The sequence below is a fragment of the Serratia sp. TSA_130.1 genome, from assembly GCF_052691795.1.
In genome coordinates, this window is the sequence record NZ_JBQZFS010000001.1 from 547196 (window position 1) to 572275 (window position 25080).

At 59.9% G+C, this 25080-nt stretch carries 24 protein-coding genes; all 24 read left to right on the forward strand.

Annotated features, from left to right (window positions below):
* Positions 1 to 18 precede the first annotated feature (18 nt).
* The 24 genes from ACUTQY_RS02595 to ACUTQY_RS02710 all read left to right on the forward strand — a co-directional run bounded on the left by ACUTQY_RS02595 (position 19) and on the right by ACUTQY_RS02710 (position 25080).
* Positions 19 to 2565: a DUF2169 family type VI secretion system accessory protein gene (locus tag ACUTQY_RS02595; RefSeq protein WP_046687342.1), complete on the forward strand. Its 2547-nt coding sequence runs from the start codon at positions 19 to 21 to the stop codon at positions 2563 to 2565.
* A complete protein-coding gene (locus ACUTQY_RS02600) occupies positions 2562 to 3629 on the forward strand; it encodes a pentapeptide repeat-containing protein (RefSeq protein ID WP_046687343.1) in 1068 nt (355 codons plus the stop codon). Before ACUTQY_RS02595 ends, ACUTQY_RS02600 begins: the two co-directional genes overlap by 4 nt.
* Positions 3630 to 3659: 30 nt before the next feature.
* Complete coding sequence (locus ACUTQY_RS02605; RefSeq protein WP_046687344.1) at positions 3660 to 4295, forward strand: DUF3540 domain-containing protein; 636 nt, start codon at positions 3660 to 3662, stop codon at positions 4293 to 4295.
* Positions 4296 to 4312: 17 nt separating this feature from the next.
* Positions 4313 to 4705, forward strand: a complete 393-nt coding sequence (locus ACUTQY_RS02610) for a DUF4150 domain-containing protein (protein ID WP_033643549.1) — start codon at positions 4313 to 4315, stop codon at positions 4703 to 4705.
* A gap of 48 nt (positions 4706 to 4753) precedes the next feature.
* Entirely contained in the window at positions 4754 to 5254 is a 501-nt protein-coding gene (tagV, locus tag ACUTQY_RS02615; protein ID WP_033643550.1) for a type VI secretion system accessory protein TagV, read from the forward strand.
* 29 nt (positions 5255 to 5283) lie between these two features.
* Positions 5284 to 5814 carry a type VI secretion system lipoprotein TssJ gene (gene tssJ, locus ACUTQY_RS02620; RefSeq protein WP_033643551.1) on the forward strand — a complete coding sequence of 177 codons (531 nt, stop codon included), beginning with the start codon at positions 5284 to 5286 and terminating at the stop codon, positions 5812 to 5814.
* Positions 5815 to 5854: 40 nt separating this feature from the next.
* On the forward strand, positions 5855 to 7201 hold the full coding sequence (tssK, locus tag ACUTQY_RS02625; RefSeq protein ID WP_033644304.1) for a type VI secretion system baseplate subunit TssK: 1347 nt from the start codon (positions 5855 to 5857) through the stop codon (positions 7199 to 7201).
* Positions 7202 to 7222: 21 nt separating this feature from the next.
* Complete coding sequence (locus tag ACUTQY_RS02630) at positions 7223 to 8425, forward strand: DotU family type VI secretion system protein (protein WP_049272050.1); 1203 nt, start codon at positions 7223 to 7225, stop codon at positions 8423 to 8425.
* Positions 8425 to 12060 carry a type VI secretion system membrane subunit TssM gene (gene tssM / locus ACUTQY_RS02635; protein ID WP_033643552.1) on the forward strand — a complete coding sequence of 1212 codons (3636 nt, stop codon included), beginning with the start codon at positions 8425 to 8427 and terminating at the stop codon, positions 12058 to 12060. Before ACUTQY_RS02630 ends, tssM begins: the two co-directional genes overlap by 1 nt.
* Positions 12061 to 12078: 18 nt before the next feature.
* On the forward strand, positions 12079 to 12798 hold the full coding sequence (tagF, locus tag ACUTQY_RS02640) for a type VI secretion system-associated protein TagF (RefSeq protein WP_046687346.1): 720 nt from the start codon (positions 12079 to 12081) through the stop codon (positions 12796 to 12798).
* Positions 12799 to 12821: 23 nt separating this feature from the next.
* On the forward strand, positions 12822 to 13853 hold the full coding sequence (tssA, locus tag ACUTQY_RS02645) for a type VI secretion system protein TssA (RefSeq protein WP_128868511.1): 1032 nt from the start codon (positions 12822 to 12824) through the stop codon (positions 13851 to 13853).
* A gap of 122 nt (positions 13854 to 13975) precedes the next feature.
* The gene (gene tssB, locus ACUTQY_RS02650) at positions 13976 to 14512 is read left to right on the forward strand and encodes a type VI secretion system contractile sheath small subunit (RefSeq protein ID WP_015378282.1); all 537 of its coding nucleotides are present in this window, start codon (positions 13976 to 13978) and stop codon (positions 14510 to 14512) included.
* Between the two features lie 3 nt (positions 14513 to 14515).
* On the forward strand, positions 14516 to 16021 hold the full coding sequence (gene tssC, locus ACUTQY_RS02655) for a type VI secretion system contractile sheath large subunit (protein ID WP_004934958.1): 1506 nt from the start codon (positions 14516 to 14518) through the stop codon (positions 16019 to 16021).
* A gap of 57 nt (positions 16022 to 16078) precedes the next feature.
* Positions 16079 to 16585: a type VI secretion system amidase effector protein Tae4 gene (locus tag ACUTQY_RS02660; RefSeq protein WP_071605363.1), complete on the forward strand. Its 507-nt coding sequence runs from the start codon at positions 16079 to 16081 to the stop codon at positions 16583 to 16585.
* The gene (locus ACUTQY_RS02665) at positions 16582 to 17022 is read left to right on the forward strand and encodes a T6SS amidase immunity protein Tai4 family protein (RefSeq protein WP_038876774.1); all 441 of its coding nucleotides are present in this window, start codon (positions 16582 to 16584) and stop codon (positions 17020 to 17022) included. Before ACUTQY_RS02660 ends, ACUTQY_RS02665 begins: the two co-directional genes overlap by 4 nt.
* Positions 17023 to 17217: 195 nt before the next feature.
* The gene (locus ACUTQY_RS02670) at positions 17218 to 17700 is read left to right on the forward strand and encodes an Hcp family type VI secretion system effector (RefSeq protein ID WP_004934962.1); all 483 of its coding nucleotides are present in this window, start codon (positions 17218 to 17220) and stop codon (positions 17698 to 17700) included.
* Positions 17701 to 17781: 81 nt separating this feature from the next.
* Positions 17782 to 18576, forward strand: a complete 795-nt coding sequence (locus ACUTQY_RS02675; RefSeq protein WP_046688506.1) for a lysozyme inhibitor LprI family protein — start codon at positions 17782 to 17784, stop codon at positions 18574 to 18576.
* 16 nt (positions 18577 to 18592) lie between these two features.
* Positions 18593 to 18928 (forward strand): T6SS amidase immunity protein Tai4 family protein, encoded by a 336-nt coding sequence (locus ACUTQY_RS02680; protein ID WP_046687348.1) that lies wholly within the window; start codon positions 18593 to 18595, stop codon positions 18926 to 18928.
* 62 nt (positions 18929 to 18990) lie between these two features.
* A complete protein-coding gene (locus tag ACUTQY_RS02685) occupies positions 18991 to 19752 on the forward strand; it encodes a DUF4225 domain-containing protein (RefSeq protein WP_033643557.1) in 762 nt (253 codons plus the stop codon).
* A 405-nt stretch (positions 19753 to 20157) separates the two neighbouring features.
* Complete coding sequence (gene tagH / locus ACUTQY_RS02690; protein ID WP_046687349.1) at positions 20158 to 21876, forward strand: type VI secretion system-associated FHA domain protein TagH; 1719 nt, start codon at positions 20158 to 20160, stop codon at positions 21874 to 21876.
* Positions 21876 to 22649, forward strand: a complete 774-nt coding sequence (locus ACUTQY_RS02695) for a PP2C family protein-serine/threonine phosphatase (RefSeq protein WP_033643559.1) — start codon at positions 21876 to 21878, stop codon at positions 22647 to 22649. Before tagH ends, ACUTQY_RS02695 begins: the two co-directional genes overlap by 1 nt.
* Positions 22650 to 22678: 29 nt before the next feature.
* On the forward strand, positions 22679 to 23665 hold the full coding sequence (locus tag ACUTQY_RS02700; protein ID WP_046687350.1) for a hypothetical protein: 987 nt from the start codon (positions 22679 to 22681) through the stop codon (positions 23663 to 23665).
* Between the two features lie 15 nt (positions 23666 to 23680).
* Positions 23681 to 24502, forward strand: a complete 822-nt coding sequence (locus ACUTQY_RS02705; protein ID WP_033643561.1) for a type VI secretion system accessory protein TagJ — start codon at positions 23681 to 23683, stop codon at positions 24500 to 24502.
* 2 nt (positions 24503 to 24504) lie between these two features.
* Positions 24505 to 25080 carry a type VI secretion system baseplate subunit TssE gene (locus ACUTQY_RS02710; RefSeq protein WP_033650842.1) on the forward strand — a complete coding sequence of 192 codons (576 nt, stop codon included), beginning with the start codon at positions 24505 to 24507 and terminating at the stop codon, positions 25078 to 25080.

Genomic DNA, 25080 nt, shown 5'->3' on the forward strand with positions numbered 1-25080 from the left:
GGAAGCTTTACACACACAATGAAAGTCGTAAAACCTCTGCGCCTCAGCGCGCTTCATCGCCCCTTCTCTTGGCAAGGGCAAAATCATCTGGGCGTTTCCATTTTGGCCTTGGCCGACATGGGGGCTTCCCCGCGCCTGTGCCCCGAACCGGAGCTGTGGCAGTTGGCCGCCGACGAACTTACGCTGAGCGGCGGCGTGCTCGATTTGGCTATTCCGAAAGCCTGTGCGGAGTTTCTCGCCACCGGCAACGCTTACACCCACCATCAACAAGACAAAACCGCCTGCGCCGTGAAGATCCAGCTTGATTCGCTGGAGAAAACGCTGGTGGTTTTCGGCGATCGTCATTGGATCAACGATCGCCCCTCCTCTCCTCTCCCTTTTGCAGAAATGCGTCTGGACTGGCGCCGGGCTTACGGCGGGGCTCAGTTCGCCGATAATCCGCACGGCATCGGCGCCACTCCAGAAACATTTCCGCAGGGCCGCATTCATCGCCTACCCAATGTTGAACCGCTGCAGGAGCGCCTCGCGTCTCCTCGGCAAAGCGCGCAGCCGGCAAGCTTTGACGCGTTGGAGATCACCTGGCCGCGCCGCTTCTCACGCATCGGTAAAAACTACGACGCCGACTGGTTGAAACACGGTTTTCCCGGCTTCGCCAACGATATCGACTGGCGCCTGTTCAACATGGCAGAAAGCGATCAGCAGTTTCCCCAACGCGACAGCTTGCCGCTTCAGGCTGCCTACCGGATATGGAACATGCACCCTTCAGAGCCGGTTCAGCAAGGCCGTTTGCCGCCGTGGCGCGCACGCTGCTTCATTAACCGGCTGCGCGGCGGCGAAGCGCATTTCGGGGAAGTCGCGATGCGCCACACCACCGTGTGGTTCTTTCCCCATCGCGAACAAATGCTGTTGATCTACCAGGGCAGCCTTCACATCAATGAAGACGATGCCGCAGACGTCATGCAGCTCATGCCGGCGCTGGAAATTGAGGGTAAAAGCCGCACCGTCGCGCATTATCGGCAGGTGCTCGATCGGCGGCTTGATAAAGAGCATGGCGCTCTGCACGCTTTTCGTGAAAAAGATTTGCTGCCGGAGTGCTGTATTGGCCCCTGGCTCGATACGGAAACGCCGACGCAGCAAAGCCCGATGGTGGAAAACATCGCCGCCTACGAGCATCACCAACGCGAACAACACCGCCAACGTCTGCAGCGCGAAGGCCGAGACATCGACGACATGTTTGCCGCGCCGCCAGCTGAACCGATGCCCGCTTTGGATCAGCTGGCCGAGTTTGTCGAGGGCATGGAACAGCGCGCTGAAGCGCATTACCGTGAAATCCGCGATAACGCGCAGGCAAACGGCATTGATATTGACGGCCCTGGCCCCGCCGACCTTTCCGGCGCGGAAAGCTACCAACAGCAGCGCGACCAGCTGTTTCAACAGGCGCGTCAACGCCCCGACGCGTTTAGCGACAAGCAGTTGGGGGAAAGCGAGCGCGCGCTGCACCAAATGTATTTAATGTCGGCACAGGCGCAAAGCCCGGCGCTGCGTTTAAGCGGCGATCTGGCACAGATCATTCGCCAACGCGTCACCGCGGCCATGCAGCGCGATAAAGATCTCAGCGGCCTGGACCTCACCGGCGCCGATCTGTCCGGCATGGACCTCAGCCATGCCACCTTGCGCGGCACGTTGCTGGAAAACGCCAATCTGCGCCAAGCCCGGTTGGTGGGCTGTGACCTTCGCGAGGCAATGCTGGCGCGCGCCGATCTCTGCGGTGCCGTCTTGCAGCAGGCGGATCTGAGCCACGCCTCTTTGGCCCTGGCGAAATGCGAAGCGACGGATTTCGGCGGCGCGCAGCTGCATGAAACCAACATTCAACAAACGTTGTTTCAACGCTGCGACTTCACGATGGCGTCCTTACGCGATTTGCTGGGGTACGAAACCTTGCTCGGACAGTGTGATTTCAGCCGCGCCACGTTGGCCAACATTACGCTGATGGAGCTGCAGCTGGAGCAACTGACATTCAGTCACGCCCGGCTCGACAAAGTCAGCTTCATCAAATGCCGGCTGCTGGCGGTGAAATTCGAGCAGGCACGGCTGGAAAGCTGCGCCTGGGTTGATACCGAAACGCAAAACCTCAGCTTCCGCGCCGCGCGCCTGACGGCCTGCGCCTTTGCGGCAAAGACGCTGTTGCCCCAGGCGGATTTCAGCGACGCGACGCTGAACCAGTGCAACTTGCGTCAGATGCCGTTGCAGCGGGCAAGTTTCAGCCGCGCGCGCCTCAACAATTGCGATCTGTCGGAAACGCGGCTGAACGAGGCCGACTTCAATCAGGCCAACGGCAGCGGCAGCCTGTTCATTCGCAGCGATCTGACGCGCGCCAACCTGCGCGACGCCAACTTTATTGCGGCGATCCTGCAAAAGTGCGTGCTGTCAGGCGCCGACCTGCAGGGCGCCAATCTGTTCCGGGCCGATCTGTCGCAGTCGAAAGTGGACAAGGCGACCCGGCTCGACGATGCCTATACCGCCAGAGTGAAAACATTGCCTCGCCACAACGGGAAAGAAGTATGACCTCAACGCCAGAGCAGATACGCCAGCGTGTGAAACGCGGCGAACCGATTTCCGGTGAGGATTTGCACGGCCTGTCATTCGCGGGTATGGATTTGGCCGGCGCAATGTTCAACGCCCTGAACCTGAACGGCGTGGACTTCTCCGATTGCGATCTGCGCGACAGCGTATTCAGCGATTGCCGGCTCGAGCACGCTCTGTTTACTCGGGCGAACCTCAAGCAAACGGCCTTCAATCAGTGCGCCATGTCCGCCAGCCGCTTCAGTGAGAGTCATATCGAGCTGACGATGTTCAACGAATGCCGGCTTGAACAGGGTGATTTCAGCCGTCTGCCGCTCACCCAAAGCCACTGGATGTCATGCCAATTGGCCGGCGCGAACTTTTCCGCCACTCAGCACGATCGCACCACGTTTTACGAAAGCCCGCTCGACGGCGCTACGTTGGAGCATGCCCGACTTTCGCTTGTCACGTTTTTTCGCTTAACCCTCTGTAACACAGAATTTGCAGGGGCAGATTTCGACCGCGTCACGTTTTTCGAATGCGACCACCGGGGCAAAAGTTACGCCGGGCAGCGCCTGATCGCCTGCCAGTTTACCGATAACCAATTGGACGACGTCGACTTCAGCCAGGCGACGCTGCGCCAAAGCAACTTCAAGGGCGCTTCGCTGCGGCGCGCCAACCTGACGGGCGTGCAGGCGCAGCAGTCGCTGTGGCTGGAGGCCAACCTGACTCAGGCGCAGTGCCGCAGCGGGCAGTTCGATCAGGCGATTTTCAGCGAAGCGACGCTGGACGCCGCCAACTTCAACCAGGCGCGTCTGTATCAGAGCGTGTTCCAGCACAGCCGCGCGGCGCGCTGTGATTTCAGCGACAGCGACCTGACCTACGCCGATTTTTGTTATGCCGACATCGGCGCCGCCGATTTCCGGCGTGCGCGCTTCATGCGCACCCGCATGCACCGCGCCCACCAGCAGCAAACGCGCTGGGGCGACCGCAGCGGCATTCTCGAGCGCGACGAAGAGCTGTACGCCGCCGAAATCTGGAGCGCACAGCGCCAAAGCCGCATTTGAACGTATTGACCACTTCACGAGGGGATCACCATGAGCGTTGTCAACACTACTCGCGCCGTCAACATCGCGCCGCCCCAGCAGGCCGCCGGTCAGGTCGTCAACCTGTTGCCGGACGGCAGCCTGGTGGTGGAATGTGAAGGCCGCGGCTGGCATTGCCGCCGTGCGGCCAGCTGCCTGCTGACACCGGCCCTCGGCGATAGCGTGCTGGTCGCCGGTTGCGGCCACCAGCTGTGGGCGATCGCCGTCCTCGAGCGCGCGGAACCGCAAAACGCGGCGCGGCTGAGCGTCGAAGGCGATCTGCACATTGAAACGCTGCACGGCTCGCTGTCGCTGCACGGCGCGCAGGCGCTGAACCTGAGCGGCGACGTCATGACCCTGCAAGCGAACAGCGGCGACTGCCACGTCGACAAGATGAAATACAGCGGCGAAGAGCTCTCGGCTTTCGTCAGCATCAGCCGCCTGGTCGGCAAACGCTGCGAGTCACTGTGGCATTCGGTCAGCCAGATCAGCCACTCGCTGTTTCGCAAAGTGCGCCAGACCGAGCACGTGCGCGTCGGGCAGCTGGATTATCAGGCGGAAGATTACGCCCGCATTCATGCTCGCAACACGCTGATTACCTCGAAAGACATCACCAAGCTCGATTCGGAACAGATCCACGTCGGATAACCTTGCGGAGACCTTTTATGTTTGCCAACAGCCAAATGATCGGCGTGGACCTGGCGTTTCCCGACGTCTGTCTGACGCCAAGCCCGGCGCCGGTGCCCATTCCCTACCCGGATATCGCCCTGGCGCCGACCGCCATCCCGAACGCGTTCAACATTCTGTTCGTCGGCACCCCGGCGCACAACATGGCGACGGTGACGCCCCTGACCAACGGCGACAACCCCGGCGTGGCCACCGGCGTCGCTTCCGGCACGGTGATGGGGCCGTCCCGCCACCTGACCGGCGCCTTTACCGTGCTGCTCAAAGGCACCCCGGCCACCCGGCTGACCAGCCTCAGCCTGCAGAATTCCACCAACGCGCTCGGCATGCGCATCGTGCCGAGCCAATTAAAAGTGTTGCTGCTTGCGCCCTGATGACGGCGCCTTATTACACAGCCATTCAATCAAGAAAAAGAGGACATTGTGAAAACACGGATTACCCTGACGCTGTTGACCGCCCTGACGCTTGCCGGTTGCTCCACCCCACCGCCACCGCCGCCGGCGCTCAATAACGACGCCATCGTCAGCAGTGAAGTCAACGGCGTCACGTTAAAGCACCGCGCCGCGGTGAGCGCGCCGAAACAGTTCAAACCGATCGGTGAGGAGTACCGCAGCCTGTACGCCGCCAGCATCATGAGCAGCCCGAATTATACCGGCACCGCCGTCGGCAGCCTGGACAACGCCGCCGCGTTCTACGCGCTGGGCGAAGTGGAAAACAACTGGCTGGCGATCTCCGCCATCCGCGGCGGCGATCTGGTGGGGTATATCCAGGCCAACGCCGGCGTGCCGGAAGCGCGCTACAAAGCGACGCTGCGCAAAGATCTGCCGCGCCGCGCGCGCGCCGCCAAGCAGGACTGCGTTAAAGTCGGCGGCGACAGCAAGGCGTGCAAAAACGCCGGCTCAGCCACCTGGATCCTCCAGTAGTCAGCACGCCTGCGGGCGACGAGATTCCCATGACGACGACCCCTATCGCTTCCCGCTGGTGCGGGATGCTGTTTCTGCTGCTGGGCGCGCTGGCGCTCGGCGGCTGCATGTCTTCCGCGAAAAGCGTGCCGGCGCGTTACAGCCTGGTCTTCGACGCTGACCGCCAGGTCAATGCCGCCGCCGGCGCGCAACCGGCGCCGATCAAAATTCGCGTGCTGCTGCTGCGCTCGGATGCGGAATTCATGGAAGCCGACTTTTTCAGTCTGCAAAACGACGCCAAAAGCGTGCTCGGCAACAGCCTGCTGGACAGCGATCAGTTCTTCCTGACGCCGGGCCAGACCGGCAAAAAGCTCGGTGGGCAAAGCACATTGGACGCACGTTACATCGGCGTGATCGCCGAATATCAAAATCTGGACGGCAAGACCTGGCGCATTTCACTGCCGCTGCCGGAACCCACCGAAACCAATTTCTACAAGGTATGGCAATTCTCGCCGGATGAGCTGGAAGCGCATATCGTCGCGGGCGTGAGTGGCCTGCGCCCCGTAAAAAAGGTCGACTGACCTACCGCTGCGCTGAAGCGAAGTAACTATAGGTGTGATGATGAAAGATGCTCATAAGGTTGTCTGGACTGAGGGGATGTTTTTGCGCCCTCACCATTTCCAGCAGGCGGAAAACTATCTCGAAGGCTATATGCGCAACTGGGGCCAGGCCCACAGCGGCTGTTTCTGGGGATTTCTCACCCTGGATCTGGACCAAACGCTGCTGCGCCAGGGCAAGATCGCGCTCAACGCCGCCAGCGGCATCATGCCCGACGGCACGCCGTTTCGCTTCTCCGGCGCCCAGCAGGCGCCCGCGCCGCTGGCCATCGCCGACAACAAGACCGGTGAAAACGTGGTGCTGGCTCTGCCGACCTATCGCGCGGGGCGTGAAGACGTGATCTTTCAGGAAAGCCCGGAAGCGCTGGCGCGCTATCTGGCTTACGAGACCGAAGTCGACGATCTCAACGCCGTCTCGGTGGGCAGCGCGGCCTTGCAATTCGGTCGCCTGCGCCTGCGGCTGATGCTGGAGAGCGAGCTGAACGCCGAATGGACGGCGCTCGGCGTCACCCGCGTGCTGGAAAAGCGCGGCGACAACAGCCTGCGTCTCGATACGGCGCAAATCCCGCCGATGCTGAACTGTCAGGGCAACCCGGTACTGAAGACCTTCATCAACGATCTGCAGGGGCTGCTGCAACAGCGCAGCCAGCAGATGAGTCAACGCCTGCTGCAACCGGGCCGCGGCGGCAGTTCCGAAATGGTCGATTTCATGCTGCTGCAGCTGATCAACCGCCATCTCGGTCAGGTGAGCCATGCCTACCACCTCGACCATCTGCACCCGGAGCGCCTGTTCGCCGATTGGCTGCAGTTCGCCACCGAACTCGCCAGCTTCTCGGCGCAGCGCACCCCGGAAGGCCGCCTGCCGGTGTATGACCACGACAATCTGGCGCTGTGCTTCGGCAAGCTGATGCTGTTGCTGCGTCAGGGCCTGTCGGTGGTGCTGGAGGACAACGCCATTCAGCTGACGCTGGTCGAGCGCTCCCACGGTCTGAACGTCGCCACCGTGCAAGACGCCAAAATGATGCGCGACTTCGGCTTCGTGCTGGCGGTGCGCGCCGACGTGGCCGCCGAGGTGTTGCTGACCCACTTCCCGGCGCAGATGAAGATCGCCCCGGTCACGCGCATCCGCGATCTGGTGCAGCTGCAGCTGCCGGGCATCGGTCTACGCACCATGCCCGTCGCGCCGCGCCAGATCCCTTATCACGCCGGCTACACCTATTTCGAGCTGGAAAAAGGCGGCGACCTGTGGAAACAGATGGAAAAATCCAGCGCCTTCGCCCTGCACCTGGCCGGCGAATTCCCGGGGCTGGACATGGAATTTTGGGCGATTCGCAGCCATACGGACCGGTAACCTATGACTCAGGAAAATAGCATGGCGCCGGCGGCCAACCCGCTGGTGGACGCCGCCAACCCGCTGCTGAACGCCATTTCGCAGATCCGCCAATCGGCCACGCACGCCAACCCGGCGCAGCTGCGCCAACAGCTGATCGACGAAATGCGCCGCTTCGAGATCCGCGGCCAACGCGCCAACCTGCCATACGAAGTGATCATCGGCGCGCGTTATTGTCTGTGCACCGCGCTGGATGAAGCGGCGGCGCTGACCCCGTGGGGCAGCAACAGCGTGTGGTCCGGCAGCGGGCTGCTGGTGACCTTCCATAACGAAACCTGGGGCGGCGAGAAGTTCTTCCAGCTGCTGGCCAAGCTGTCGCAGAGCCCGCGCGAGCACATCAATCTGCTGGAGCTGATCAATTATTGCCTGCTGCTGGGCTTTGAAGGCCGCTACCGGGTGATGGAAAACGGCCGCTCGCAGTTGGAAACCATGAAGCAGCGCCTGCTGCAGCTGATTCGGTCGGTGCGCGGCGGCTACGCCCCGCCCCTGTCGCCTCATGCGCTGGATCTGCCGGTACAACAGAAACTGTGGCGTCCGCTGGTGCCGCTGTGGGCCTGCGTGGCGCTGACCGGCTTCCTGGCTTCGCTGCTGTTTATCGCCCTCAACTGGCGGCTGGGCGACAACACCAGCCCGGTGCTGGCGGCGATTTACCAAACCAACCTGCCGCAGGTGGCGATCGGTAATCCGGCGCCGGCCGCGCCGCCGACGCTGAGCCTGAAAAGTTTCCTGCGCAAGGAGATCGCCGAAGGATTGGTGGTGGTGCGCGACGAAGCGCAGCAAAGCGTGGTGATCCTCAAAGGCGACGGGCTGTTCGACTCCGCCGCCACCACGGTGCGCGCCAACTATATTCCGGTCATCGACCGCATCGCCGCCGCCATGAACGGCGTCAGCGGCAAAATCCTGGTCACCGGCTACAGCGACAACGTGCCGATCCGCAGCGCCCGCTTCGCCTCCAACTGGGAGCTGTCGCTGGCGCGCGCCGAAGCGGTCAGCGCCCGCTTGCAAAAACACCTCGCCAACCCGCAGCGGGTCAAGGCCGAGGGCCGCGGCGAGAGCAACCCCGTCGCGCCGAACGATAACAAAGTGAACCGCGCGTTGAACCGCCGGGTAGAAATTACGCTGTTGGTCGCCCCGGAAAACACCCAGGCGGAAATCAACGGCTTGCCGCAAGGAACCGGAAAGTAATGCTCAGTACGTTATTCTCCATCATCACCAGCCGCCTGCTGTGGGGCTTTGTCGGCATCACCGCGCTGGCGTTCATCATCTGGACGATCGGCCCGCTGGTCGCCATCGGTGACTATCGCCCGCTGGAGCCGGAACTCAACCGCCAGATCGCCATCGGCGCTATCTACCTGATTTGGTTCCTGTGCCGCCTGATCCCGCGCCTCTACAGCGCCTGGTTCAACAGCCGTCTGCTGAGCAATCTGCGCGCCGCCGAAGCGGTGCCGGCGGAAGACGGCAAGCCCGAGATCAAACCAGACGATCCGCTGGCCCAGCGTTTCGACGAAGCGGCGCAGCTGTTGAAAAAGGCGCGCTTCGCCCCGGGCCAGGGCGACGGCAAACATCGCTGGATGACCCGCTTCAGCCGCCAATATCTGTATCAGCTGCCGTGGTATGTGATCATCGGCGCGCCCGGCGCCGGTAAAACTACCGCGCTGGTCAACTCCGGCCTGCATTTTCCGCTGGCGGATCGCTTCGGCAAGTCCGCGCTGCGCGGCGTGGGCGGCACCCGCAACTGCGACTGGTGGTTTACCAACGACGCGGTGCTGCTCGACACCGCCGGCCGCTACACCACCCAGGAAAGCCAGCGCGAAGAAGACGCCGGCGAATGGCAAAGCTTCGTCGCGCTGCTGAAAAAATATCGCACCCGCCAGCCGATCAACGGCGTGATGGTCACCATCAGCGTCGCCGATCTGCTGAGCGACAGCGCGGAAGCGCGCGCCGCGCAGGCCAGCGCGCTGCGCAAACGCCTGATAGAACTGCACGAACAGCTGGGCATTCACTTCCCGGTCTATGTGCTGGTGACCAAAACCGACCTGCTCAACGGCTTTATGGCCTATTTCGGCAGCTTCGACAAAGCGCAGCGCGACCAGATCTGGGGATTCACCTTCCCTTACGAGCGCTCGCGGCAGCCGGACTTCAACCTGAACGCCGCCTTCGAACAACAATACGCCCTGCTGCAACAACGGCTGGATGCGGCGCTGCCGGATACGCTGCTGATGGAGCACGATGCGCGCCAACGAGCCGAAAGCTACCTGTTCCCGCAGGAGTTCGCCGCGCTGCGCCCGCTGCTCGGCCAATATCTGGAACAGGTGTTCGCCACCTCCAGTTTTGAAACCCGCTTTACCCCGCGCGGCATCTACTTCACCAGCGGCACTCAGGAAGGTCTGCCGTTTGACCGAGTGATGGGCGAACTGAACCGCTACCTGCAGCTGCCGCCGGCCAACTCAGGGGCGCAGGCCAACGCGGCCTGGGACAGCGTGGGCCAGGAAACGCCGATCCCGGCAGCCAAAGGCCAGAGCTTCTTCCTGAAAGAGACGCTGGAATCGGTGGTCTTCCAGGAGTCCGGGCTGGCGGGCAGCAACCGCTGGTGGGAATACCGCAACCGCGCCCTGCACTGGGCAGGGTACATCGCGCTGGCGGTGATCCTGGCGGTGCTGGCGATGTTGTGGTTCACCAGCTACGGCAACAACAAGGCCTATCTGGCGGAAGTGGCCGCCAAGGTGCCCGGCGTCGAGCGCCAGGGGCAAAGCCTGACCCAGTTGGGCAACGGCGATATGTTCTCGCTGCTGCCGTTCCTCAACAGCCTGCTGCATCTGCCGGACAGCCAGAACTTTTCGCTGGACGATCCGCCGTTCACCTATCGCATGGGATTGTTCCGCGGCGATCAGGTCGGCGACGCCGGCAATGCCCTGTACCAAAAAGCGCTGAAAGAACTGCTGCTGCCGCAGGTGGCGCAACAGATCGCCGCCACGCTGCGCAACGATAACCACGGCGACGCGGACTTCAGCTATGAAGCGCTGAAGGCCTACCAGATGCTGTATCTGCCGAAGCAGTACGACGGCAAATTCCTGCGCGCCTGGGTGATGCTCAACCTGCAGCGCAACCTGCCGCAGGGCAGTACCCAAAAACAGCTGCAGCAGATCGAATGGCACCTGAGCCAACTGCTGGATACGCAGATCCAGGCCTCGCCTTACGCCAAAGACGAGCCGTTGGTGGCGCAGGCGCAGGCCGCGCTCAATCGGGCGCCGCTGTCGCAACGCGTCTACGGCCGCCTTAAGCGTCTGCTGCTGAAACAGACCGACATCAAGCCGGTCAGCCTGGTCGATTTGGCCGGTCCGCAGACCGAACTGGCATTCAGCCGCAAAAGCGGCAAACCGGTGACCGACGGCGTGCCGGGCCTGTTCACCTCACAGGGGTATTGGAAAGCGTTCAACGACAACATCGATCCGGTGACCGATACCCTGCGCAAGGAAGACGTCTGGGTGTTGAACAGCCAGACGCCGGAGCAGAAAAGCGCCGATCTGACCAAGACCATCCGTCAGCTGTACATGCAGGACTTTATCAGCGCCTGGGATGAGCTGCTGGGCGATATCCAACTGGCCAACATCGGCAACCTGACCCAGCGCATCAGCAGCGCGCGCCTGCTGTCCGGCAATCCGTCGCCGATGCGCAATCTGCTGGTTAACGTCAGCAAAAACGTCACCCTGCGCGACGAGAAAAGCGACGCCGATTCCCGCTCGCTGCTGGCCAAAACCGAAGACAAGCTGAATCAAAACGCCAACCGCACGCTGGAGGCGCTGTTCACCAACCGGCCGGCCAACGCCGACGGCGACGTGTCGGCCCAGCCGGAACAGCTGGTGATGGCGCACTTCGCGCCGCTGCTTGAGCTGGCGCAAAGCCAGGGCGAAGGCAATAAGGCGATCCCTTTCGACAGCGTGCTGAAACAGGTCGATGAGCTGTACAGCTACCTGACGGCGGTGCAAGGCGCGGCCAACAGCGGCATGTCGGCGCCGCCGAGCGACATCATCCCGCGCCTGCAGGCCGAATCCGGCCGCTTGCCGGTGCCGTTCAAACAGATGCTGCTGTCGCTGGCGATCGGCGCCAGCAGCGACACCCAGCGCAAAGAGATGGAGAACGTGAAAAAGCGCATCAGCTTCGAGGTCGGCAGCTTCTGCCGCCAGGCGATCGCCGGGCGTTATCCGTTGGTGGCCCGGGCGCGCCAGGAAGTGACGCCGGACGATTTGGCGCGCATGTTCGCGCCGAACAGCGGGCTGATGGACAGCTTCTTCCGCGACAACCTGCAGGGCAAGGTCGATACCACCCGCGCCAACTGGCGTTTCACGCCCGGCGTGGACGGCAAGACGCTGCCCGGCGGCGAAGGCATCCTGCGGTCGTTCCAGCAGGCGCAGCGCATCCGCGACGCCTTTTTCGCCAACGGCACGGCGACGCCCTCTTACCGCGTGACCGTGCGGCCGGTGCGGATGGATAACGACATCCTCAACCTGACGCTGGATATCGACGGGCAGCTGTTCAAATACAGCCACGGCCCGCAGGTGCCGCTGGTGGTCAGCTGGCCGGGCACCCGCAATACCAACCAGGTGCATCTGCAGCTGGCGCTGGCCAACGGCACCACCGCCAGTCTGGTGACCAGCGGGCCGTGGGCGCTGAACCGCCTGGTGGATATGGCGCAGTCTTCGGGCACCGGCGGCCTCGGCCGTCAGGCGACGTTCAATCTCGACGGCCACCGCGTCACGCTGGAGTTCACGCCCAACAGCATTCGCAATCCGTTCCAACTGCCGGCCTTCTCGTGCCCGTAGCCCCGAAAGGACATGACCATGAGCACTGATTCAAGCGCCCCGACGAGCATCGGCTGGTACGGCAAACTTCCTTCCGCCGGTGACTTCCTGCAACGCCGTTTGCCTGACCCGGTGGTCAACAACTGGGCCCACTGGTTCCATAACGGGCTGGTGAATTTGCAGCGCGATGCGCAGGGGCCAAACGATCACCCGTTCAGCAACGCGCCGGTGTGGAACTTCGTGATCCCCGCCACGCTCGGCAGCCAGTACGTGCAGATGGGCTGCCTGTTGCCGGCGCGCGACCGCGTCGGGCGGCGTTACCCCATCTGCGCGCTGCGCCTGTTCAGCCAACAGGATTGGCGCCCGCAACAGCTGAACATGGCGGCGAGCTGGTACCAACAGCTCGGCCATACCCTGCTGAACGGCGTGCGCAACGGCTTCTCCGCCGAACAGATCGACCGCACGCTGCAGGCGATCCCGGCGCTGCCCAGCCCGCCGGCGGAAACGGACTCCGAGATCTTGTCGATTATCGGTTTCCAGCATCCGGACGTACCGGGCCTCGGCTGGCAGCAGGCCGCCGACTGTTTCGATCCGGCGCAGTACACCAGCTTTTGGTGGACCAATCAGGCCGACGGGCACCCGCTCTACACCCACGTGCACAGCGGCAACCTCACCGTGCAGCTGTTTTCATTGCTGTTCGAACCCAACGGCTGGGCGCGCCCAGGCCGCGGCGGCCAGTACCCGCAAATGTTTGATTAACATCGCTCGTTGAAGGAAATCTTATGGCTATCGACACCGATACCCTGCTGGCCCCGGTTGACGCGGACACGCCCTGCGGCGACAACCTGGAATACGACGCCGACTTTCTGGCCATGGCGCGCGCCGCCACCGGCAAAGCCGAACAGCAATTCGGCAGCACCATCATTCCGGAAGAGGCGCCGGATTGGGTGCAGGTCGAGCGTCTCGCAAGCTCGCTGCTGGCGCGCACCAAAGACCTGCGCGTCATGCTGTATCTCACCCGCGCCTGGACCCAGCTGCGCGGATTGCCGGGCTATGCCGACGGGCTGACGCTGATCCACCAGGCGATACTCCGCTACTGGGATGCCCTGCAGCCGCCGCTGGAGTTCGACGGTGAGGCCGACCCGCTGTTTCGCATCAACGCGCTGGCCGACCTTGGTGACAAGGCCGCGCTGGCCGCCAGCGTGCGCGCCGCGCCGCTGCTGAAAAGCGCCGCCGGTGAAATCTCGCTGCGCGATGCCGGCGCCCTGCTCGACGGCAGCAAGCAAGAGTGCCCCAACTTTCCCGGCGGCCGCGCACGGCTGCAGGATGAGCTGGCGCAACAGGATCGCCCCGAAGGCGCGCTGGTGATGCATATCGCCAACTCCCTGGCCGCCATTCGCAGCGAAGTCACCCGCCATCTGGGTGAAAGCGCGCTGCCGGAAATGAGCGCGCTGACCAAGGTCTTTTCGCTGGTGGCGCTTGCCGGCCAGAGCGAGGCCCCGGCCGCCACCGAAGCGGACGCCACACAGGAAACCGCCGCTGAGCAGCCACCGGCCGCCGTGCAGAGCGCCTCTGCCTCACTCAACTGGCGCAGCGCGCAGATCCAGTCGCGCGATGACGCCCAGCTGATGCTGGACAAGGTGAAAAACTATTTTCGTCTTCATGAGCCAAGCCACCCGGCGCCGCTGATGATCGATCGGGTACAGCGACTGATTACGCTGGACTTTATGCAAATCGTCCGCGATTTGGCGCCCGATGGGCTTAACCAACTGGAGACCATTCTCGGTCGCCCCGACAACGAGGAGAACAGCTAGCCGCCGACTTTTGTTCTCTTGACGACACCCGATACCGTCTGCCCCTGCGCAGACCCGAATCAGAACCTGACTCTCCCAGCCGGACGAGGCGCGTTCCCAATCGCCATTAGATGGAGTAAATCATGTCAAACTCGAAATCCCGCAGCGGGCAGAAATTCATCGCCCGCAACCGCGCGCCGCGCGTACAGATTGAATACGATGTCGAAATTTATGGCGCAGAGCGCAAAATCCAGCTGCCGTTCGTGATGGGCGTGATGGCGGATCTGGTGGGGAAAGCGGTCGATCCGCAAGCCAGCGTGGAGGAGCGCAAGTTCATGGAAATCGACGTCGACAACTTCGACGAGCGCATGAAATCGCTGAAGCCGCGCGTCGCTTATCAGGTTGACAATACCCTGACCGGCGAAGGCAAGCTGAACATCGATCTGACCTTCGAAAGCATGGAAGACTTCTCCCCCGCCGCTATCGCCCGCAAGGTCGACGCGCTGGACAATCTGCTGGACGCCCGCACCCAGCTTTCCAACCTGCTGTCCTACATGGACGGTAAAAACGGCGCCGAGGAGCTGATCTCCAAGATCCTGCAAAACCCGGCGCTGCTGAAATCCCTGACCGACGCGCCGAAGCCGGCGGTTAACGATGACAACAACGAGCGTGAGGATTAATCGATGAGCAACTCGCCTCAGCAACAAAATGCGTTGCAAACCACCGAGACTTTTTCCAGCGATGAGTTCAGCGCGCTGTTGAACAAAGAGTTCCGGCCGAAGACCGATCAGGCCAAAGAAGCGGTCGAGAACGCGGTGAAAACTCTGGCGCAGCAGGCGCTGGAAAATACCGTCACCGTTTCTTCCGACGCCTACCGCACCATCCAGGCGCTGATCGCGGAAATCGACGAAAAGCTGTCGCAGCAGATCAACCAGATCATTCACCACGACGATTTCCAGAAGCTGGAAGGCGCGTGGCACGGCCTGCACTACCTGGTCAACAACTCTGAAACCGACGAGATGCTGAAGATCCGTTTCATGAGCATTTCCAAGCAGGAGCTGGGCCGCACGCTGAAGCGTTATAAAGGCGTGGGCTGGGATCAGAGCCCGATCTTCAAGAAAATCTACGAAGAAGAGTATGGCCAGTTCGGCGGCGAGCCCTTCGGCTGCCTGGTGGGCGACTACTACTTCGATCACAGCCCGCAGGACGTGGAGCTGCTGGGTGAAATGGCCAAGATCGGCGCCGCCTCACACTGCCCGTTCATCGCCGGCACCGCGCCAAGCGTGATGCAGATGGAGTCCTGGCAGGAGCTCTCCAACCCGCGCGATCTGACCAAGATTTTCCAGAACACCGAATACGCCGCCTGGCGCAGCCTGCGCGAATCGGAAGACGCGCGCTACCTGGGCCTGGTGATGCCGCGCTTCCTGGCGCGCCTGCCGTATGGCATCCGCACCAATCCGGTGGACGAGTTTGACTTCGAAGAAGATACCGACGGCGCGACCCACGGCAACTACACCTGGACCAACGCCGCCTACGCCATGGCCGCCAACATCAACCGTTCGTTCAAAGAGTTCGGTTGGTGCACCGCCATTCGAGGGGTGGAATCCGGCGGCGCGGTGGAGAACCTGCCGTGCCATACCTTCCCGAGCGACGACGGCGGCGTGGACATGAAGTGCCCGACCGAGATCGCCATCAGCGATCGTCGCGAAGCCGAGCTGGCCAAAAACGGCTTTATGCCGCTGGTGCACCGCAAAAACTCCGACTTCGCCGCCTTTATCGGCGCGCAGTCGCTGCAGAAGCCGGCGGAATACTACGACGCCGACGCCTCCGCCAACGCCCAGCTTTCCGCGCGCCTGCCATACCTGTTCGCCTGCTGCCGCTTCGCGCACTATCTGAAGTGCATCGTGCGCGACAAAATTGGCTCCTTCCGCGAGCGCGACGATATGGAGCGCTGGCTGAATGACTGGATCATGAACTACGTGGACGGCGATCCGGCCAACTCATCGCAGGAAACCAAGTCGCGCAAACCGCTGGCCGCGGCGGAAGTGCAGGTGGAAGAGATCGAAGACAACCCGGGCTACTACAGCGCCAAGTTCTTCCTGCGCCCGCACTACCAGCTGGAAGGCCTGACCGTCTCCCTGCGCCTGGTGTCGAAGCTGCCTTCGCTGAAACAAAACGACGCGTCCTGATGGACTGAAGTCAGGCCGCGATAGTGCGGCCTGATAAATAAAACATGGAGGTAAATCATGGGAACAAGACCCCGTTTTCTGGCTGCCTGGACTGCGGCTAAAAATATTTATGATCCAAACGATCCTCTGGGAAAAGTTAAAAATACGATTGGCGGTGCCGTAAAACGAAACTTTGAGATACCCGCCGAATCAGGTGGCTGGGAAAACAGCTGTGCCGTAAGGATGAGTTACGTGCTCAATTACACAGGCCATCCAGTTCCCAGAATAGGTCAGTTAACCGTCTCAGGCGCAGATAAAAAATGGTACTTTTTCCGCGTGCGGGATTTGATTCCCTACCTGACTAAAACGTGGGGAAAACCTGACATGATTGTTAATTACCCTCAATTACCTGTTACGCAACTGGCCAACAAAAAAGGATTAATACTTTTTGAAGTATCAGGTTGGGGAAATGCGGGCGGGCACGCCACTTTCTGGAACGGAAACAGTTGTTCAGATCATTGCTATTTCAATGAGCCCGGAACCAATTACTCTACTCCGCGAGCCAATTTTTGGGAGTTGCCATGAACAAGTTAATCACAATCGGATTGGCAACTACCTTGTTGGGGCTCTCGCAGTCATCGCTCGCCAAGGACATTCAAGATCCGGTGGCATTTATCAAACAGATGCCTTATCACCAGGTCGTAAAAGAACTGGCATTGTCACGCTGCCTGGCACAGGTCTCCGATTCGGATAAAGCGTTCTCTCTTGATGCAGCCAGAACGGCGAATGCGATGAGAGAATGGATGCCATTCGATATCGAATCAGGTGATGAGAAAATCAATGCTCTCATCGGCAAATATAAATCCAGAGTCAATGAGTTTCACAGTGAAACCAAAGGCAAGAGTCAAGGTGTCACCTTAAACTGCCTGCGGTTGTACCATAGTCCGGAATTGGACAAGCTTTCCCGACAGCTCATTGCAGGCAATCCAGATCGCACGTGGAATCAAGATAACGCGAAATAATCAAGCATTGAGCCATTAGCACTTAATAGTGGCTCGGTAACCCGTACCGATAGTTTTCGGTATTTAAGAAGGTGCATGGCACAAGGATATAAATTGGTAATGCATTACCACACTTGCAATTCCTGCTGCTATTACCTGAGTTTTTCAACGTAACGTTAATACTACTGTTAACCCTTAATAAAGAGTGAAGAAACTATGGCTATTGATATGTTCCTGAAAGTTGAAGGTGCCAGCGGCGAATCCAAAGATTCGAATCACAAAGGCTGGACCGACATTACTTCTTTCTCCTGGGGCGCTTCTCAACCGGGCAATATGGGCGTTGGCGGCGGCGGTGGCGCCGGTAAAGTGTGCTTCAACGATCTGCACGTCAACGCGCTGATCGACAAGTCAACCCCGGCCTTGCTGAAACACTGCTCAAGCGGCAAACACCTGACCAAGATTGAGCTGTCGGTTTGCAAGGCGGGCGGCACCCAGGTTGAATACGCAAAAATCACCCTGGAAGACGTGCTGGTCACCGCCGTGCAGTACACCGGTGCAGGCGGCGAAGACACCGTGGGCGTCACCTACTCCTTCCAGGCGGCGAAAGTGAAACAGCAGTACTGGGAGCAGAGCGACAAAGGCGGCAAAGGCGCCGAAAGCAGCGCAGGTTGGAACATCAAGGAAAACCGCGAAGCTTAATTGTTATACAACCTCCCCATTATGGGGAGGTTTATTAGCAAACTAAGGACAGTATTTTGCAGAGATAAGGACATCACTCAATTGAGTAAACATCAATTTCTCATCAGTAGCGTCTTATTATCGTTCAGTACATACGCAGCAGAAAAAAACGTTAATGCCCCAACATCATCAACTATTGATGGCTTATGGCAAGTGACTCAGGTCAACATAGACAATGAGACTACCCGCACGCTTAGCTATCAATTTAACGATCCTCGATTACTAGGAAGAGTGATCAATATTTCCGCTCAATCAATAGAAAACAATCTGCCGGAAAAAGACGTCTGCACAGCGCCAACCTTAAGTATTGAGAGAAGCACGCTAAATCAATTCATCGGCAAGTCGATGGGCGGAGATAAAAGCATCTCGGCTAAAAACTATGCATTGAAAGAAAACGGCCAAGCAGAAGTCTCTCTTTTCAAGATCGCTTGTCACTCCGGATCATTCGGCCCATCCGATAATGGTGCAGGCTCCAGCTTTGCCGCTCTCAATCCACAAAAAATGCTGGTTAATTGGTACGATGGTTCGCTACTGCAATTAGAACGGTTACCGAAAGATCCTAAACCTGTAGCGTCTTTTGACTGCGCTAAATCTACAAGCGTTGTTGAAAAAACTATCTGCTCAGACTTCAATTTATCCGCCTATGACAAAAGCGTTTCTCAAGCTTGGCTGTTGGCAAAAAAGCAGGCGACCGATGTAGGAGATAAAAAACTGGCAGCCTCTTTAAACAGCACGCAAAAATCTTGGTTACTGCAAAGGGATAAATGCCGAGATGACAAAGATTGCCTGGCCGATACGATGCAAAAACGAATCGATGCACTTACGTCACACGATTAAAACTGCGTTCCTACTCATGTTGGCGGTATTGAATACTGAAGCTTCCGCCAACGAAAAGTACTCCTCTGCCGAGTACCTCAAAAACTACGCGCTTAGCGTCTGTATCGCCGAGGGGTACTCAGCAAAAGAAGTCAAAAACGATGCCGCAGCCGCTGCTCGGGGTTACATGGAGTTCGGCGATTATTCTCTGGAGGCGCATACCGCCGTCAGGGCGCTGGCAAAAGAATTTCTGGCAAAGCCCTATGACAGCATGTCTGGGGAGCCGATGACGATGGCCAAGTGCATCGATCTTGTACATAGCCAAGCGTTGCAAGCCATCATCAAGAAGTACCAAGGGAAAGACGACAACTGATAATAAATACGCATCCTTACATATAATAAATGTTAGTTTAGAAAAATAGGAAAGGAATCCTGATGCAATACAAAACAAAAGCAGATCTGGATAGATCTGTCGATGAACTCAAAAAACTATCAAGAACGTTTTCACGACAGTATCTATACACCAACGAATCAAGAGCTAATTTCTCACTGGAAATAGACCAACTTATTCAGTTTGCACAAAGGGATATCAGTATACACTGCACATCCTACGCTGGGGCAATCAGGGACATTGAAGACGAGACTAATCATCTTAAACGCCAAGCTTTTGCTATCGACGCAGGAAGAAATACGCTCTATATATCAATAGAAAAAAAGAAGAGTAACAACACCACCAACCTTATTTTGAAGCAGATAGGTTTTGTCGGTGGAGGAACACAAATATTCGCCGGAGTCGGTACTTGTGCAGCGACTCTCGGTATGGCGTGTGGCGGTTTTGGCTTACCGCTGATTGCTCAAGGTACTAACAATATTTATGAAAACGGTTACTATTTACTTTTCCGAAAAGATAAATCAGGCAGTGTCAGAAATGCCTATCGATATACTGCAAAAGCACTAGGATATAGTCAGGATGCTGCGGATACAATTTATGGCACTGTAGATCTTAGCCTATCTGGATATGGAATGATCAGGAAAACATTAAAACCAGATGCCTGGAGATTATATAGGAATATCAATAGCGACTTTATTCGTGGTTGGCAAGAGATGGGCCGAACAGGTTTGACGATTGAGGTTATATCAGATTTAACAACCGGCAGCGGGATGTACGAACTCATAAAGGACAACCAAAGAAAATGACTCCAGACGTCACGCTATCAACTTACTCATATGGATTCTTCTTTTCCTACTTTTCATTGTCACTCATAATTTTAGTGGCATTATATTACTTAAAAAAAATATCGGCACGCAAACACAATTATCCATTGTTTGTTTTCAACTGTCTCATTGTTGTTGTTATGGGAGTCCTACAGCTCTCAATTTTTGCATATGGAAATGATTTTCTTAATCTTTTCTACCCAATAGGCAACGATAACTATGACTCTATTCACTACGGCAGTTTGATGTTCACCTTTATCTACTTAACTCAACTACCAAAAAACACCTATTGCAAAGAAGAAAAGAATCGAAGTTAGCCATCTGATTAGATGACTAAATCAACATACGCCCAAAGCAGTCTAAAATCCCCATCAGCAGGAATGCCTTATGCGATTTTCCATTGTAAAAAATAAAAGCGGCCAGGTTCCGCCGCAAAGCAGTTGCGATTTTCTGCCGCCGGGCGGCACCATCGGCCGTAGCGTGGACAACAACCTGGTGCTGCCGGACGAAGAGCGCGCCATTTCCCGTCTGCAGGCGATCGTGCACATTTCCTCTGACGGCGAATGCCGCATCACCAATCGCGGCAACGTCACCCGCGTGCTGCTGAACGATATTCCGCTGGAGCGTGGCCGCCAGGTTGAACTGCAGGATGGCGACGTGCTCGGCATCGACGATTACCAGATTGAAGTCAGCGCGCTGCAACAGCACGCCGCGCCGCAGGCTCAACCGGTGGCCAAGGCCGTTGCCGCTGCTGCGGCCCCTGCTGCCGCCGCCAAAGAAAAATCCGCCGCGCCTATCCCCAACGAAATCTGGGACAGCCTGGTGGAAGAATTTACGCCGAACGCGCCGGCCGCCGTCACACCGCCGCCGATCGCCAATCCGGACAATCATCCGCTGCTGGATACCCCCGCTCGCGAGCTGAACCCGGCCGATCCGCTGGCGCAGCTGGCGGGCGATGTCGATCTGCGCCAATTGCAGCAACAGCAAACCGATCCGGCCGCCCTATTCAACACCGACTCCACTTTTGAGCGTGAGCATATCCTGGCCGACACCACCCCCAGCGCGCTGCTGGCGGAGCAGGCTGCGCCACCGCGCCCGGCTCCCCCCGTCCAGAATGCGCAGCAACCGGAACAAGAGCTGGATCCGCTGGCGCTGTTCGGCGGTTCATCCGCGCCCGCTTCGCCAGAGACGTTAAACAGCAACGACCCGCTGGGGCTGTTGATGGGCGGCGCCGTGCCGCTGGCTCAGCCGGAGGAACTGGTACAGCCGCCCGCGCCGCCGATCGCCGCACAACCGCAAGCGCCGCGCCCACAGCCGACGCCGCCGCCCGTGCAGACGCCCGAGCCGCAACCCCAACCTGCGCCGCAGTTCAGCCAGCAGGAACCGCCTGCGCAACCTCCGCGCCCGCGCCAGGGCAACCGCCTGGGCATCGATCCGGTCGCCTACCAGTCCGCCCAGCGGCAGCACGCCGCCGCGCCGAATGGTGACACCTTGGAGGGGCCGCTGCTGACGGCGCTGTTGCAAGGCATCGGTCTCGACGATCTGCAGCCGCAGCCGCATTTCGACGAACAACAGATCCGCCAGGCCGGCCGCCTGCTGAGCCTGTTCTCGCAAGGCACCGTCGCCCTGCTCTCATCCCGCTCGATCCTCAAGCGCGGCGTGAAGGCTGAGATGACCATGATCCTCGACGAGGCCAACAACCCGTTCAAACTGCTGCCTTCGGGGAAAACGGTGCTGATGCAGATGTTCGGCAGCCAGATGCCGGGCTTTATGCCGCCGGAACAGGCGGTGCGCGATGCGCTGATCGACCTGCAGGCGCACCAGCTGGGGATGATCGCCGGCATTCGCGCCATCATCGCCGCCATGCTGCAGTCGTTCAACCCGGAGCGCCTCGAAGAGGAAGCGCGCAAGGAAGGCGTGGCGCCGCGTCTGTCGCTGCCCGCCAACCGCAAGGCCGCGCTGTGGGACTACTTTGTGAAGAACTATCAGCAAACCTCCGGCGAAATCGAGGACGATTTCCACACTCTGTTCGGCGAAGCCTTCCTGCACGCCTATGACGTTGAAGTGAATCAATACAAAGACTCACAGACCAAACCGGACGCGTAATGAATATCACCATAGCCTCTACCTCCAATCAGGGCGGCCGCGCCTCCAACCAGGATCAGACCGGCGAGGTGCTCGGCAACCGCGCCGCCTGCTTCGTGGTGTGCGACGGCATCGCCGGTTTTCCGGGCGGCGATATCGCCGCCAAACTGGCGCGCGACACCATTTTGCAAAACTTCGACGGCGAAAAGCACCTTAACGCCCAGAGCATTCGTCAGCACATTACGCGCGCCAATGCCGCCATCCACCAGCAGCAGCGGCAGTCGGACGAATACAGCAAGATGGGCACCACGCTGGTCAGTCTGTTTATCGATCGCGATTACCAGCTGGCCTACTGGGCGCACGCCGGCGACAGCCGCCTGTACCTGTTCCGCCGCGGCTACCTGCATGCCGTCACCACCGACCACAGCCTGATCCAACAGATGCAGGACGCCGGTTATCAGACCAACGGCATCAACAGCAACCTGCTGTATTTCGCGCTGGGGCTCAACGAAGAGCGCGACGCCACCTACAGCGACGTGCTGCAGCTGGAAGACGGCGACGTTTTCCTGCTGTGCACCGACGGCTTCTGGCACAGCTTCAGCCAGGCCGAACTGGAACAGTCGCTGCACATGGTCAACTCCCCCAGCGAGTGGATCGCCCTGATGCAGCAGGCATGGAAGAAAAACAATAACAGCGATAACTACAGCGCTATCGCCGTCTGGATTGGCTCACCGCAGGAAACCACCCTGCTGCATTCGCTGGCGGATGCGGAACGGTTTCTCATCCGCGACTGAGTCGGCGCACATTCACAGCAAGGTTCACTATGAAATACTGGATGCCGGGGCTCGTCGCCCTGATGGCGGTACCGACCGCGCAGGCGATGAACTATCGCCTGGTTTACTCCCCCAGCCAGAAGCTGGAAGTGTTTATTGATGACGTCAAGAACAGCAATCCGGAAAGCTGGTGCGGCAAAAGCATCCCGCTGCGCATCGTCTCGGCGCAAGGCAAAGATCCGGCCGTGTTGAACGACTTTCTGCCCCGCGTCGGCAGTCTGCTGGAAAAGCAGTGCCCAAAAGCCGGTCATCTGCCCTGGACGCTGACCGACAAGCGCGGTGAGAAGCTGGCGACCGGCGAAGCCGCCAAAGCGCGCGGCTGGAAACCGGTGGTCAAACAAGAGACCGCCGAGCAGCCGCAAACCCCGCCGCCGCCGACCATTCCTGCGGCAGTGGCCGTCACCTCTGCGCAGGCGGACACCGCGCCGCCACAGCGTTTCAGCCTGCCGCAGGGCTGCCACTTCCGCACCTTCTGGGGTGACGAAGCCACCGGCGGCGCGCTGTTCATTCCCGCCGGCGACGCGCTGCGCTGCGGCGAGGACGGCTGGCTGCAAGGCAGCGGCGCGGTCACGCTGCAACACGGCGGGCAAACCCTCTCGCCGACGCTGTGGTTCCTGCAAGGTTACCCGCTGGCGAAGATTAACGGCGGCGATCGCGCGCTGACCGTCGTCAGCGCCAACGCCCAACGGCTCATTTTGGGCGGCAACCCGCAGGCGCCGGGCAGCTTCCTGCTGCTGACCTTCGAACCGCAGTTGCACGCCTGGGCGTTCAACGGTGAAGCGATCGTTGAAATGCCGCGTGTCGACGCCGCCGACGAGACCAAGATCACACAGCGCGTGCAGCAGGCGCAAACCGCCTGGCAGCCGCTGCTGAGCGCCGCCGCCCCGCTGACCTTCAAGCTGGTGGAACAGTTGGCCGCAGACCGGGTCGATCCCGCCAGCGGCAGCTACCTGTCGGTTAACGGCGCCACTCACTGATTATAAGGAAAGCCTGTGAAATCATTAGCAAGCATGCTGCAAGGCCAGTCGATCGCCGCGGCCATCACCGCCGTCGAGAACGATATCAAGGCAAAACCGGCGGATGCCGACCTGCGCGCCGCGCTGGTGCAACTGCTGTGTCTGAGCGGCAACTGGACGCGCGCCAACGCGCAGTTGAAATCCTGGCAGGCGCTGAAACCGATCGCCCAACCAACCACCTTGCTGCTGATGCAGTCGGTCAACGCCGAGCTGCAACGCCAGGCGGTATTCGCCGGCACGGCCGCGCCGACGCTGCTGCGGCAGGCGCATCCCTGGCTGAAACTGATGGTGCAGGCGCTGCATCAGGATGCGCAAGGGGCGGCCGAGCAGGCCCAGACGCTGCGCGATGAGGCGCTGGAGGCCGCCCCGGCCGGCGCCGGGCGGTTAATGTTGGCCGAAGGCGACCAAGAGCGGCAGCTGAGTTTCGACTGGCTGACCGACGGTGACGGCCGCCTCGGGCCGGTGTGCGAGCTGGCGCTCAACGGCGTTTACTACTGGGTGCCGTTTGCCGACATCGCCGCGATCCAGTTCCAGGCGCCACAGAGCGCCATCGATCTGGTGTGGAGCCATGCGCTGGTGCGCCTGACCGATGGCCGCGAACAGGTATGCCAACTGCCCGCCCGTTACCCGCTGCCCGAAGGCAGCGACGACGCGCTGCTGCTCGGCAAACGCACCGAATGGCAACCGCTGGGCGACGGCGCCCACTATGCGGGGCTGGGCCTGAAGACCTGGCTCAGCGAAAGCGACGAATTCCCGCTGCACAGCCTGCGGCAGTTGAGCTTCGACGCGAGCGCCTGACCATGAACGACAAGCGCCCCCCCCACTATGACGGCGGCGATCTGCGCCGCCAGGGCTATCGCTCTCGTCAGGACAGCGAACGCCTGACTTCACGCGACAAAATGCAGCCGGTGCTGCTCGATATGCTGACCGACGACGAACCGCAGAAAAAGCAGGAGGCGCAGGTGCGCAACCTGGTGTCGCACAGCGAGCTGCGCCGCCGGGTATTGCGCGATTTGCAGTGGCTGTTCAACTGCGTCAACAGCGAATCCAATCTGGATCTCGGCGATTTTCCGCAGGTGCGGCGTTCCACCCTGAATTACGGCATCGCCTCGCTGGCGGGCAAGCGCATGTCGGACATCGAATGGCTGGACATTCAGCGCGCGCTGACCGATTCCATCCTCCATTTCGAGCCGCGCATTCTGCCCGACGGGTTGCAGGTGCGCTGCATTTCGGACACCGGCTCGCTGGATCTGCACAACGTGCTGTCGATCGAAATCAAGGGCCGCCTGTGGTGCGTGCCCTATCCGCTGGAGTTTCTGTTCCGTACCGACGTGGATCTGGAAAACGGCCACTTCGATCTGAAAGACATAGGGTAA